The organism is Bradyrhizobium sp. IC3123 (assembly GCF_020193625.1).
In the GTDB taxonomy this organism is placed as follows: domain Bacteria; phylum Pseudomonadota; class Alphaproteobacteria; order Rhizobiales; family Xanthobacteraceae; genus Bradyrhizobium; species Bradyrhizobium yuanmingense.
On record NZ_JADYVF010000021.1, the window covers coordinates 1 to 12,426 of the forward strand.

The 12,426-nt window shown below is 60.0% G+C and carries 9 protein-coding genes and 6 pseudogenes; 9 read left to right on the top strand and 6 right to left on the bottom strand.

Annotation, left to right across the window (positions count from 1 at the left end; all coding sequences use genetic code 11):
- Positions 1–34: 34 nt before the first annotated feature.
- Positions 35–961, top strand: a pseudogene (locus I6F20_RS34995) (IS3 family transposase); the annotation flags it as partial.
- Between the two features lie 18 nt (positions 962–979).
- Here I6F20_RS34995 and I6F20_RS35000 read toward each other — a convergent pair.
- The 4 genes and pseudogenes from I6F20_RS35000 to I6F20_RS38540 all read right to left on the bottom strand — a co-directional run.
- A pseudogene (locus tag I6F20_RS35000) lies at positions 980–1,153 on the bottom strand (IS3 family transposase); the annotation flags it as partial.
- Positions 1,154–1,217: 64 nt separating this feature from the next.
- Positions 1,218–2,729 (bottom strand): group II intron reverse transcriptase/maturase, encoded by a 1,512-nt coding sequence (gene ltrA / locus I6F20_RS35005; RefSeq protein ID WP_225130581.1) that lies wholly within the window; start codon positions 2,727–2,729, stop codon positions 1,218–1,220.
- Between the two features lie 550 nt (positions 2,730–3,279).
- Positions 3,280–3,606, bottom strand: a pseudogene (locus tag I6F20_RS35010) (transposase); the annotation flags it as partial.
- Between the two features lie 200 nt (positions 3,607–3,806).
- Positions 3,807–4,031, bottom strand: coding sequence for a transposase (locus I6F20_RS38540; protein WP_225130583.1), 225 nt, complete (start codon positions 4,029–4,031; stop codon positions 3,807–3,809).
- Between the two features lie 965 nt (positions 4,032–4,996).
- On the opposite strand from I6F20_RS38540, the pseudogene I6F20_RS38260 reads away from it, so the two are divergent.
- The 5 genes and pseudogenes from I6F20_RS38260 to I6F20_RS38095 form a co-directional block, all read left to right on the top strand.
- Positions 4,997–5,167, top strand: a pseudogene (locus I6F20_RS38260) (transposase); the annotation flags it as partial.
- Between the two features lie 23 nt (positions 5,168–5,190).
- Positions 5,191–5,412 carry a hypothetical protein gene (locus I6F20_RS38265; RefSeq protein WP_225130730.1) on the top strand — a complete coding sequence of 74 codons (222 nt, stop codon included), beginning with the start codon at positions 5,191–5,193 and terminating at the stop codon, positions 5,410–5,412.
- A 5-nt stretch (positions 5,413–5,417) separates the two neighbouring features.
- Positions 5,418–5,772: pseudogene (tnpB, locus tag I6F20_RS35030) on the top strand (IS66 family insertion sequence element accessory protein TnpB).
- A 101-nt stretch (positions 5,773–5,873) separates the two neighbouring features.
- Positions 5,874–6,449 (top strand): annotated as a pseudogene (locus I6F20_RS38090) (transposase domain-containing protein); the annotation flags it as partial.
- 95 nt (positions 6,450–6,544) lie between these two features.
- On the top strand, positions 6,545–7,207 hold the full coding sequence (locus I6F20_RS38095; RefSeq protein WP_275945349.1) for an IS66 family transposase: 663 nt from the start codon (positions 6,545–6,547) through the stop codon (positions 7,205–7,207).
- On the opposite strand, the gene I6F20_RS35040 is transcribed toward I6F20_RS38095, so the two are convergent.
- Positions 7,204–9,273 carry a recombinase family protein gene (locus I6F20_RS35040; protein WP_225130585.1) on the bottom strand — a complete coding sequence of 690 codons (2,070 nt, stop codon included), beginning with the start codon at positions 9,271–9,273 and terminating at the stop codon, positions 7,204–7,206. The two genes, I6F20_RS38095 and I6F20_RS35040, sit on opposite strands and share 4 nt — an antisense overlap.
- Positions 9,245–9,445 (bottom strand): hypothetical protein, encoded by a 201-nt coding sequence (locus I6F20_RS35045; protein ID WP_225130587.1) that lies wholly within the window; start codon positions 9,443–9,445, stop codon positions 9,245–9,247. The genes I6F20_RS35040 and I6F20_RS35045 overlap by 29 nt, the downstream gene beginning before the upstream one ends.
- 260 nt (positions 9,446–9,705) lie before the next feature.
- Between I6F20_RS35045 and I6F20_RS35050 the strand changes: the two genes are divergently transcribed.
- The 3 genes from I6F20_RS35050 to I6F20_RS35060 all read left to right on the top strand — a co-directional run bounded on the left by I6F20_RS35050 (position 9,706) and on the right by I6F20_RS35060 (position 12,412).
- Entirely contained in the window at positions 9,706–9,954 is a 249-nt protein-coding gene (locus I6F20_RS35050) for a transposase domain-containing protein (RefSeq protein ID WP_463671684.1), read from the top strand.
- 47 nt (positions 9,955–10,001) lie between these two features.
- Positions 10,002–10,601 carry a UPF0149 family protein gene (locus I6F20_RS35055; protein WP_225130589.1) on the top strand — a complete coding sequence of 200 codons (600 nt, stop codon included), beginning with the start codon at positions 10,002–10,004 and terminating at the stop codon, positions 10,599–10,601.
- Positions 10,602–11,203: 602 nt separating this feature from the next.
- On the top strand, positions 11,204–12,412 hold the full coding sequence (locus I6F20_RS35060; protein WP_225130591.1) for an acetyl-CoA C-acetyltransferase: 1,209 nt from the start codon (positions 11,204–11,206) through the stop codon (positions 12,410–12,412).
- Positions 12,413–12,426 lie beyond the last annotated feature (14 nt).

Consider the following 12,426-nt stretch of genomic DNA (forward strand, 5'->3'; position numbering starts at 1 on the left):
ATGAGGGAGGAGGACGGTGCGGACCATCCCATTAATGGTGACGCAAGCGGCCAAGCGGAAAGCTGTCGCCCATCTCCGTGGAGCCTTCGGGATGAGCGAACTGCGGGCGTGTAAAGTCATCGGCTGCCGTCGCATGACCATGAGATACCAGACGATCCGGGCGGACGATGCCGGCCTTCGCCAACGCATGAGGGTGATCGCGCAGGAGCGCCGCGCTTTGGCTATCGGCGCCTCCACGTTCTGCTCAAGCGGTAGGGCTATGTGATCAACCACAAGAAGCTGTTCCGGCTCTACCGCGAAGAGAAGCTTGCGGTGCGTCGTCGTGGCGGCCGCAAGGGGCGATCGGGACCCGGGCGCCGATGACGTTGCCGATGGCGCCGAACGACCGCTGGTCGCTCGACTTCGCATCGGATCAGCTCACCGATGGTCGCCGCTTCCGTATCCTCACCGTGGTCGACGACTGCACCCGCGAGTGCCTGGCGCTGGTAGCCTACACCTCGCTCTCGGGCACCCGGGTGGCGCGGGAGCTGGACAGGCTGGTGATGGAGCCCGGCAAGCCGAAGATGGTGGTTAGCGACAACGGCAGCGAGCTCACCAGCAACGCCATCCTGACATGGGCTGATCAGAGCCGCGTGGCATGGCACTACATCGCGCCGGGCAAGCCCATGCAGAATGCCTTCATCGAAACTTCAACGGCCGGTTGCGCGATGAACTATTGAACGAGACGCTGTTCACGTCGTTGGCCCAGGCCCGCGTCGCGCTCCGATGCTGGCGGACCGATTACAACGAGGCACTACCACACCCGCAGCTCAGATGGAAGACGCCGTCCGAGTTCGCCTTCACCTGCCACCCGCGCCGGGAGCTGGCGCTGCGCTATGCCGAGGGCTCCGCGCCAGCTCGCGCCGCTGCCACCGCCCAACCGGGCAAATCCAACAGCCGGGGCGAACTCAGGACTGGGTAAAACTTGGGGGGCAAGGTCATCGGTATTGAAGATTTCCCGCTTACCGTGGCAAGCGATAGCGTCCTCCAGCGTCTCGATGCAGAATGCGGCTTCCATCGTGATCGAGACGCGCCACGACAGCACCCGGCGGCTGAACCAAACAAGCACCGCCGCGAGATAGACGAAGCCGCGCGCCATCGGGGATGGAGTAAGAAGCGCATAGGCGCTTCTCCTCCCCGAACCGTACGGGCACCTTTCAGCGCATACGGCTCTCCACTCAAGTCTGGCCCATGGCCATTGCGACATCTCGATATCGCGAGGTGATGGTCTTCCGGGGCTCATCCCTGAAGATGTAGGGATTTGCCTCCGGAGTTCTCCATCGGAACTGCCCCTTTGGACTGGACACCAATCGATGCAGTGCTTTCCCGACATGATGGCCTCGTTCACTGACCCCGTGGACAAACCAGGTCTTGGCTTGCCCAGCGGCCGGCGGTCGGTACCAATTCCGCATCAGTGGTTTGATGCGACTCCGGTACTTCCTCGCCAGCCAATGCGCCATTTTCCAGAACACAACGTGATCGATGTGTCGGAACGTGGTCGCGGTGAAGTCCGTGTATTTGTAGAACGCCGCCCAGCCCCGCAATTGGCGGTTCAGGCGGTCCACCATGTCGACCTTGGCAAGATCATGCTCACCGGAGAGGGCCTTCGACACTTTGTGAGTAAATGCCTTGGCCTTCTCTTTGGGTATGGTCGTGACGACCGCCATTCGTCCGTGTGATCCCCGCTTGCGAATGATCCGGTGCCCCAGAAAGACGAAGCCGTCATTGACGTGGGTGATATGGGTTTTGTCCATATTCAGCGTCAACTTCAGCTTGCCTTCCAGAAAGGCACGGCATTCCTCGCGGATGGCCTCGGCATGGGCCTTCGTCCCTTTGACAATGACGACGAAGTCATCGGCATAGCGACAATAGGCTACGGCAGGTTTCCACTCACGGTTCTCTCGAACCGTGATCGGACGCCCCTGTTGAATGCCGAAGTTCCACGCCCAGCGATCTTTCCTCGCTTTCTTGTTCAGGTATTTCGCCTCCAGCCAGCGGTCAAACTCATGGAGCATGATGTTGGACAGGAGCGGCGACAGAACGCCACCTTGCGGAACGCCTTCACTCGCTGCGGAGAACAAGCCACGGTCAACGTGACCGGCTTTGAGGATTCGCCAAAGCAGATCGATGAATCGCAGATCCCTGATGCGACGACGCACGCATTTCAGGAGCAGCCGATGATGGACGGTGTCGAAGTAGCTCGCCAGATCGCCTTCGATGATCCAGCGGCCCTTCGAGTCAGAGCCATCCTGCAACTGCATCCTAACTGTGCGAACCGCATGATGAACACTGCGTTCAGGACGGAAGCCGTAGGAGCCGGAGTGGAAGTCGCTCTCCCAGATCGGCTCCATGGCCATCAGCATCGCCCGCTGGACGATGCGGTCCAGCAGGATCGGTATACCCAATGGTCTCAGCTTGCCATTGGCCTTCGGGATATGGATTCGCTTGACTGGCGTCGGTCGATAGCTGCCGTCCAGCAAGGCCACGCGCAGCCGCTCCAGATGATGCTCCAGATGAGCTGCAAGACGTCGCTTGTCCATTCCGTCAAGGCCCGGTGTGCCCGCGCCGCTCGACGCAAGTACGATCCGGGCCGCTTCGGCAAGCCAATTCCTGTCGGTGATGAGCCTGAGCAATCGATCAAACCGACGGGTTTGATCGGCTGAGGCCCATGTCGCGAGCTTGTGCTGCATTTCACTGATTATCAAAGGTCTTCACCTCGTTGGGTCAGATCACGTGCACTCCAAGCAACTCAAGCTGCTCCCCTTCGCCATGTGGCCGGCTTTCCCGGCCTCGGACTACTACGGAAGCTCTGCCAGCATGACGGACATTGGAGTCAACTCCCTTGTCATTCCGCTCATGCCTTCCCTCGTTCATATGTCGGACTCCAGCGTATCGGTGAGATTGCCGGTCGCAGTCTTTTCCCTTGCTTGCCGCAAGTCGATGCCGTTGCCTCGGTCTGGCTATGTTCTCCCCCTCGGCCCACGCAAGACGCCATACATCTACGCTCGCGTTCGAGTGTCTCCGGCTACATTTCCATCGACACCATTCAGCATTCCGCCTGTTAAACCGTGTAGGCGGAGGCGACATTTCAGCCCACAGACGCGGATAAACCGGTTCGTGTTCCTCAACCTTCCGATACTCAGCCTCGGGAACCATCTCGGTGTAACGGTTTCACCTCAATTCCCTTTACCTGCGGGCTACGTCACCCTGCCAGTTGACAGCAGGTCACCGCCGCTTGGGCTCATGCTTCCCCACAGCACATCGCTTTGGCTCAGCAGGCCGGCTTTGCTGAGCGCGCCTTCTATAAATCGTTCTCCAGCGTCAGCTCCCCGATCTTGGCGTGCAGCGTTTTCACGTCTACCGCCGGCTCGCTCGTTCTGTTGCCGCCGCCAGCACCAAATACCTCGGCCGCCGCTTCCTGAAGCTGGGACTTCCACTGCGTGATCTGGTTCGGGTGCACGTCGAAATGCTCAGCCAGCTGGGCCAGCGCCATCTCGCCCTTGATCGCGGTAACGCTACCTTGGCCTTGAATGCCGGTGCGTGGTGCCGGCGGACTCGTCTGCTCATCGTCTCTCCTGATTCACGGGACAATCTTGCCCGCCGTCAGGCAGAAATTCCACTTATCGCCCTGTCCAGATTTCCAGAGCCAGCTCTCCGGCCCGTGGAAGCGGCTACAGCCATAGCGCGTTCCATTGGTCGTCGATCAACAATGGCGCGACGCGTTCTTGTGCGAGCTCCAAGTGTTGTCCAGTCTTGATCGCGACTGCTCAAGCCGGCCTTTCTCGCCATAGGCTGCTCGATGTGTCCCGACAACGCAAACAAGTCGTCGCACAAGCCTTGCGCCAGGTCGCCAAATGCTGCGGTGACAGAGCGCGGTGCCGCGCGAAGTCAGAGACGATCGCACCGCAAACAAAGGCTTCCGCGATCCGTCCCTCGTGGACCTCGGCGCTCCAGCGCCGCCGACCAAATGCGCGCGACAATACGCTCGACACATATGCAAACCGTGTTCTTCAAAGCTAACGCATATTGCCGGTCTGCTCAACAACAACGGGTCCGGGAAATACGGTGCTGATCTCATTAACGGGCCGGTCGTTGCGCTTAAAGATCCTGCAACTTTCTCGATTCCCAGCTCCGCTGTTTTCCATCGTGCTTTCATTTTCCCCGCACACTTACGGCCACCGTCGAGGGAGCGGCCTGTGTGTATCGGATGACGTTACGTGCTCCGATGACAAGCTAGCGGCTGATCTGTCGCCCCGTTTTGCAACCAAGCCGGTCTCCCGCACTGGATTTCTGCTTAGGCGTCAGGCATGGGGATGGAACCATGCGGTAGCGCCCACTATCGGGCGCCCGAAATCGCAGCTCTCGGCATGAGATGCGGCTCATTCCGCGATGCTAAACCCTTCCCCAACCCGGCAAGGCGGATGACGGACGCGGTGGCGTTAGCGAACCTGTGGCCCGGAAGAAAATGCGCTTCGTTCCGATTAAGACGGCCGCAGATTATATGGGCGCCCCTGAACAATGGCCGAATTATCGGCGCCTGGCTCACTGGCGATCACAGCGATAACGCAGTGACATTAAAACGATCTAACGGGCGCGGGCCGGCAGATGACAAGGTGAAGTGTTGGTGACCCATGGCGCGAAATCCCGAACCGAGTGAAGCTATTTCCTCTGATCCACTCAAGCGCAAAAATTTGTATTAGCTCCTTTGTTTCGCAGATGTCGTAACGGCCAGCGGCTGCAGATTGCCGAGCGCAAGAACCGGACATATGAGCGCCCGTTCTAATTTGTGAAAAGCGTAAGGCTATTGGCTCGCGGTAGATCTGTTCAACGAGTGTGGGATCTTTCAACACACTCTCGAACATTTCAATGGATAGCGGTACGACGACCCCACCTCGTTTAGGTGGGCGAGACGAGCGAGACTCGTGCGTGGATAGACAACGTGAGGGACGCTCATTCCATGCATCAAGACAGACATCAAGACAGGCATGATGCCGTCTCCTATCAGCGGATCGAAGTGATCACGGGGGAGAGGCGACGGCGCAGTTGGAGCGATGCGGAGAAGACGCGGATCGTGGCCGAGAGCGCCGATCCGGAGACGGGCATTTCCGAGGTGGCGCGACGCAACGGGGTCAACCGGGGACTGCTCAGTGTGTGGCGGCGCGCCAGGCGCGGCTCGCGTCGAGCGAAGCGCCGCAGTTCGTGCAGGTCAGGCTCGGCGCCGCCGTCGAGGCGCAGCCGAACGCGATCGATAAGGCGCATGTTCTGGTGAGTCCGGCCGAGCGGATCGAGGTGATGATCGCGGGCGCGACGGTGCGCGTGCGCGTCGGCGTCGACGCCGCGACGTTGGAGCGCGTGCTGGCGGCGGTAAGGTAGACGCGATGATCTCGTTCGGTCCAATGGTCCGTGTGTTCGTCGCGACGCAGCCGATTGACTTTCGCAAAGGCTTCATGGCCTGGTCGCGCTGGTAGCGGAGGGATTAGGCGGCAAGCCCTATAGCGGCGACGTGTATGTCTTCCGATCGAAGCGATCGGATCGTTTGAAGCTTTTGGTTTTTGACGGCTCGGGAATGGTTCTAGCGACGAAGTGGCTTGAGAATGGGGCTTCGCCTGGCCACCTGTTCGCGAGGGTACGATGCCGGTGACGGGGGCACAAATGGCGATGCTGATCGAAGGTCTTGCGGAGTGGTCGCGTGTGGTCCCGAAGGTGACGAACCGGCCGACGAAAGTTGCCTGAATCGTCTTGTTTTGCTGGCGATTGCGAGTGTGTTCGTGTAGCTCTGCGATATGGCGCTTCGCCCTGAAGATCTCCCCTCTGACCCTGCGGCTCTCGCCGAGATGGTGCTGGCTTTCGAAGGCGAGAACGACGATCTGCGCGCAGAGATCGCCACGTTGAAGAGCCTGATCTTCGGCGCGCGATCGGAGCGCTCGGCGATCGTCTGCGCCGAACAGATCGCGCTCGATCTGGAACGGACTGCGGGCGCGCGGCCTCCGGCCAATGACGACAAACCGGACGCGCGGAGACCGAAGCGGCGCAAACCCAGGCGCAACATCGGCGCGCTACCGGCGCATCTGCCCCGGGTCGAGCGGGTGATCGAGCCGACGTCCACGCTGTGCCCGTGCTGCACGGGACAGATGCATCGGATCGGCGAGGAGAGCAGCGAAGCGCTCGATCGGGTTCCCGCGTGGTTGCGTGTACTCCGCACGATCCGTCCCAAATATGCCTGCCGGGCCTGTGAGGGCCCGATTGTCCAGGCCCCGGCACCGGCGCGGCTGGTCGAGGGCGGCATGGCGACGACGGCGCTGATCGCGCATATCGCCGCGGCCAAATATGCCTGGCAATCGACGCTCTACCGCCAGACGCAGATCCTGGCGGGCCAGGGTGTCGTCGTCGACCGTCAGACGCTGGCGCGCTGGATGGAGAGCGCGGCGTGGCTGGTCAGGGGACTCTACGATCTGCAACTGAAGACCATGCACGGCTTCGAGCGGCTGTTCTGGATGAGACGCCGATGTCGGTGCTCGACCCGGGACGCGGCCGCACGAGGATCTGCCAGTTCTGGGCGCATGCGACGGACGATCGGGCGTGGAAGGGTCCGGCGCCGCCCGCGGTCGCCTATGTGTTCGCAGGCGATCGCGGCAAGAAGGAGATCGTGGCGCAGGTGGCCGGCTTCGAAGGCGTGCTGCAAGTCGACGGCTATGCGGCCTACGCCTCGCTGGCCGGCGATGCGAAGGTGTCGGGCCAGATCCAGCTGGCGTATTGTCTCGTTCACGCGCGCGGCAACTTCCTGAGGGTGCACAAGACGACGAACTCACCCTTCGCCGCGGAGGTCATCGAGCGCGTTGCGGCCGTCTACGCGATCGAGGAGAGGATCCGCGGTCTCGGCGCCGGGGAACGCCGCGCGGCGCGACAGGCCGAGACGAAGCCGCTCATGGAGGCGTTGAAGGCTCGTCTGATCGCGGTGAAGGACGGGATCTCCCGCCGCTCGACGCTCATCAAGGCGATCGATTACATGCTCGAACGTTGGCAGGGACTGATGGCGTTCCTGGATGACGGGCGGATCGAGCCGGACAGCAACACGGTTGAGCGTTCCATGCGCCCGATCGAAGACGCAACTCGTTGTTCAGCGGCAGCGACGAGGGTGCTTCATACTACCATCTGCCTATCTCCCTAGAGTTGAAGGCATTTCTGGTTGGCGTCGCAAGACGGCGGACGGCGCGATCGCCTGCGAGAGGCATCTTGGCGCACATCTGGTTGCGTGAGATCAGATTGTTTGATGATCCATGTCGAGCCCTTGCATAAATGCTCCGCGGGCAATCGTCCCTCAATGATCATGCGACGTATCGTTGACGGACTGACGTCGAGCATCTCCGCTGCCTCGATTAACGAGAGCTCACCTCGATCCCGACGTTCTCCTTCACGATAAGGGGCGATCTCTCGGGTTCTGCGCAATGAACATACGCTGGTCCTCGTCCAGGACGCCCCGTGCGCGGTTGTTTTTCCGGAGCGACTGAGCAAGGCAGCGATTGCGTAGTCAGGCATTTGACGTGCAAGCACGCGTACAAGATCCACTACCTCGGTGTCGGTCGTCCAACGCGTCACGCCGACACGGTTCTTCTTAGCCTTCAGGCGGGTGTGATCGCCACCTTGCCAGTGGATGACGAGGTCAAGATGCTCATTGTCCTGATCCACGTCGACAACGGTTTCCGACAGAACTGTGCGTAGGATTTTCTTCTTGATCTCGGACGTAACACCGGGGCGTTGCCAGGCTCGGATCAGATCGTCCCCGAGTGTGAGCAGCGCTTTGCGATCGCCGGCGCTGAGTCCAGGAGAAGGCGAACTGGTCAAGCCCTCGATTTCTCGTTCAATCACACGTGCAGCTTGGATGCGCTCGTTCCAGCGACGCTCAAGTTCACTAGCGGCGTGACGATTGTCGGGGTCGACCGCGTCGTATCGGCGATACGCCCGGTTCGCTTCGTAGTGCGCCTGTTCGAGAGACCTTTGGAGCTGACGCAATTTTTCCGACTGTTCGGCGCCCTGAGTTTTCATTGCATTTAGCGCAGCCTCAACGCCAAGCGGTTGAAGCCGCTCCAGCACCTCTCGCGCCACCATCCGATCGAGGCGCATTCCACCGAAGCCAAGACAGGCTGCGACGGCCGCTTTGTTGAAGTCTCCGCGGCAGACATATCTCTGCGTGTCACCGCCTCTACCAGAATACTGAACGTATAACCGCCGACCACATCGCGCGCAGCGCAGAAGCCCAGGGAGAAGTGCTTCGCCGCGTCGGACGGCTCCTCGACCCAGATAGCTCTTGCCGTTGGCATTGTCCGCAATGAGCCGCTGGTTTCGAACAAACTCATCCCAGGAGATATAGCCCTCGTGATGGTCGCGGAGCAGCACGTCCCAGGCTTTCCAATCTCGTTGGGGATTTCGCTTCACCTTCCTCCGGCCGTTCTCAATCGTCGTCCTGACACCCCGTCGTCCGAACGCGTACGCACCGGCATAAACAGGGTTGGTGAGCATGTGATTCAAGGTCGTGTAGCTTGGCGTACGCCATTCGATTTTCGGATCGCTCGAACCTCCAACGGCGAAGGGTAGCGCGATCTTCTCCTGGGTCAACCAGAGCAAGACCTGCCGGATCGATTGCAACTCCACAAATTTCCTAAAGACGAGATCCTGCGCCTCGTGGACACGTACGTCCGGGTTTTTCTCGATTCGGTCATCTTTCGTCTTCACGTACCCGATGGCGACCGTCGTGAAGTGCTCGCCGCGCCGAGCCTTTTGTTTGACGGCTTCAACTGATCGCTGTCGAATGACGCTGAGTTCCAGCTCGCTCATCGTTCCCCTCATCCCCAACAGCAATCGATCGTTGATCGACCGCGAATCATAGACGCCATCTTCATCGACAATGAGCGTGCCGACCAAGCCGCAAAACTCCAACAACGTGCGCCAGTCTCGACCGTTTCGAGCGAGGCGGGAAGCCTCGATCGAAAATACTGCGCCGACGCGGCCCTCGCAGATTAGCGCCAACAACCGCTCAAATCCACGTCTTGCAGTGCCGCCACCAGATTTGCCAAGGTCATCATCAATAACCTCGACTTCGCTCCAGCCGAGTGCACGGGCGCGAGCCTCAAGGCCGTATTGCCTACGTTGGCTCTCCAGGTTGTGTACGACCTGATCGACCGATGACTGTCGAACGTAAACCACGGCGCTACGCGCCAGGGCGGAGATCTTCGTCATGACCCGCCTCCTGACCTGACTGGGCTGGCGCTGCGGGCGCCTTTGCGACAGCTTCGTTTAGCAGAAGCGACAGCAACTTTGCGGCCTCGGCTTGCACCACCTGAGGCAGATGCTCTGCTCGCGCCGTCGCGAACAGATCCGGTTGCCGCCTTTTTTGCATCGTCTTGGACATGGGCTCCTCCCTCGACGGGAGGCGATTCCTCCCAACGCGAGGCTACGAGGACGTCAAGGAACATGCGAAGCTCAAGAAGTCGATCCACCGGGAGACACGGATCAGCTACAATTTTAGCCGATGCTGCTTTGAGCTCCGTCATCCATGCCGGCAGAAGATGGAGGCGGCCGTTCTCGCGGCGAACCGTGAAGTGGCGGTGGCATCGTGGATTTGTTCGCCGAGCACGACCAGGTCTCGGCCAGCGTCAGGATGGAATGGATATGTTACTCGAACTTCGTTGCCCGGAATCCCTGCATTATGCAGCCTCTTCGGAAGGCGGGGGCGAGACATGGGCGGTACTCTCTTCGCTTCTTAACACGGCGAAATTGAATGGCCTCGACCCCGAGGCCTATCTCGTCGACGTTCTCGAACGCATGGTGAGCGGCGCCACGAAGACCCACCAGCTTCACGAACTTCTGGCCTGGAACTGGAAGGCCGCGCGCGAAGCCGAAAAGCGTGCCGTGGCATGACGAAGCGGAAGCAACGGCGAGTAACGCGTAAGCCGGTCAAGACGACGATGGCGGACTATGCCATGTCATTCGAGCGGCTCGGGCAATGGATGAGCGAGCGCGCCAGGTCGCCGACGCTTCGGCATCCGCGAGCGACGTCGCTCTCTATGCTCGACGGCGCAGTGGCCGCTGTCGTCGCCGGGCCGGTCTCGATGGCCTCCGAGGAATGGGTGTGCCCACTCCTCGGCGTCGATCCCGACGCCTTCAATCACAACACCGAGGGGTTCTCGGCGATCGCTGCCACGCTGATGCGCCACAACGCGATCAGCGAGACGCTGTCGACGAGACCGGAGAGCTTCGAGCCGCTGTTCGTGCGATCGCCGGACGGCGACGTCGACCCGCAGCCTTGGTGCATGGGCTTCTACGCCGTCATGAAGCTTCGGCTTCTCGTCTGGTCGCGGCTTCTCTCCCAGAACGGAACCGAACACCTTATGCTGCGGCCGATCCTGGTCCATTGCATCGATGACGCCGGTCGGCCCTTGCTGCCCCCGGCCCGGCGCACACTGGGAACACAACCCATTGTCCAAAACGCCTGGCGCGACATTCCAGCAACCGTCGAGGCCCTGTGGCAGTTCTGGGTGCCTATACGCTTCAAGCGTGGCACGTAGGCCGTCCGCGCCAAGTCCGTGGCCCTCTCGTACCGCTTACTTTCAATGAGTGGAGCTGCGCTCTGTAAGCGGGAGCGACAGTCAAGAGAAACATACGACATTCGGCGCATCGTTGTTCGGTATTCGACAAGGGATCTGGAACGGCGGTAAGTGAAAATTCTTTCCGCGAAGCCAGATAGTGTAAGGTCGTCAGGTCCACACGCTGGATCAGTCTTGGCATGACTATTGCTGTACGTCGCAATTGAGGGGTAACGACACTGAGAGTGGCCTAGCGCATTAGCACGCGCAAAGCGCAGTGCTCTTAGTTTCCGAGCTAGCCTTAAGTACGAGAGGACGAGAGATAGAAGCCCGTGCAGAATATCAGTTGGTCAGGTGCGTCCTTATGTTAAAGAGAAGTACCTTCCGCTTAGAGAGATCGTTTCTCAAGTCGCATGACATTGGGGTGGCAGAAGTCCGGAGAGGTGCATCGCCCGGAGTGTATTCCTGCGTCGCGGTATCGGAGCCTGGCGGACGCATGGATACTGACCGCCGATGGCTGTTTCGCCCGGCAAGCCACCTTGAAATCCGCTGTCCGATATTGGTCCCATTTTAGGTGAGGTATCATGCCTGAGGCATTCATCTATGATCACGTTCGTACTCCACGAGGTCGTGGAAAGCCGGACGGCGCGCTACATGAGGTAACCGCACTTCGGCTAGCCTCCGTGCCACTCAACGCACTTAGGCGGCGGAACAACATTGCTTGCGATATGATCGACGATGTTATCCTCGGCGTCGTCGATCCCATAGGCGAAGCCGGTGGCGACATCGCTCGGTTCGCGGCGCTCAAGGCTGGGCTCGGCGATGCAGTAGCCGGCGTACAGATTAATCGGTTCTGCGCTTCAGGTCTTGATGCCGTGAATTTTGCAGCCGCCCAGATTATGAGCGGTCAGCATGAACTCGTCATCGGCGGCGGCGCTGAATCTATGAGTCGGGTTGGCATGGGCTCATCCGGCGGCGCCTCGTCGATGGATCCCACCGTGGCAATACCCATCTATTTCATGCCGCAGGGACTGTCGGCAGATTTGATCGCAACGAAGTATGGCTTTTCGCGCAACCAGGTTGATAGCTATGCCGTGCAGAGCCAGCAGCGGGCAGCAAAAGCATGGGAGCTGGGTCGTTTCAACAAATCGGTCGTGCCGGTACAAGATATCAACGGGCTTTCGCTCTTGGACAGGGACGAGCACATTCGCCCAAACACAACTCTGGAGTCTTTGGCACAGCTCAAACCGGCTTTTGAGGAAGGTGGGCAAACGGGCAGCTTCGACGCCGTCGCCATTCAGTCACACCCCGAACTTGAGAGCATCAACCATGTGCACCACGCCGGCAACTCGTCGGGCATCGTCGATGGCGCTGCAGCAGTGTTACTCGGGAGCAAAAAGTGCGGTGTGAAACACGGGCTCAGGGCGCGCGCAAAAATAAGAGCTTTCGCCAGTATCGGTTCGGAGCCCGCGATCATGTTAACCGGTCCAGTCGATGTCACAAATAAATTGTTCGCACGCGCCGGCATGAATAAGTCGGACATTGATCTCTTTGAGGTCAATGAGGCGTTCGCTTCAGTCGTCTTGCGCTATATCGAAGCGTTCGAGATCGATCACGACAAGATCAATGTCAATGGTGGCGCGATTGCGCTTGGCCATCCACTAGGCGCCACCGGCGCGATGATCTTAGGCACCGTGCTCGACGAGCTCGAACGCAGCAATAAAGAAACCGCCCTAGTGACCCTATGTGTTGGCGGCGGCATGGGGACTGCCACAATCATCGAACGGGTGTGAAGGCAAGGCGGCAG

Excerpts from the sequence above, each read along its gene's own strand:
- ltrA (WP_225130581.1), bottom strand. The coding sequence starts at position 2,729 with ATGCAGCACAAGCTCGCGACATGGGCCTCAGCCGATCAAACCCGTCGG.
- I6F20_RS38095 (WP_275945349.1), top strand. The coding sequence starts at position 6,545 with ATGTCGGTGCTCGACCCGGGACGCGGCCGCACGAGGATCTGCCAGTTC.
- I6F20_RS35040 (WP_225130585.1), bottom strand. The coding sequence starts at position 9,273 with ATGACGAAGATCTCCGCCCTGGCGCGTAGCGCCGTGGTTTACGTTCGA.
- I6F20_RS35045 (WP_225130587.1), bottom strand. The coding sequence starts at position 9,445 with ATGTCCAAGACGATGCAAAAAAGGCGGCAACCGGATCTGTTCGCGACG.
- I6F20_RS35050 (WP_463671684.1), top strand. The coding sequence starts at position 9,706 with ATGTTACTCGAACTTCGTTGCCCGGAATCCCTGCATTATGCAGCCTCT.
- I6F20_RS35055 (WP_225130589.1), top strand. The coding sequence starts at position 10,002 with ATGGCGGACTATGCCATGTCATTCGAGCGGCTCGGGCAATGGATGAGC.
- I6F20_RS35060 (WP_225130591.1), top strand. The coding sequence starts at position 11,204 with ATGCCTGAGGCATTCATCTATGATCACGTTCGTACTCCACGAGGTCGT.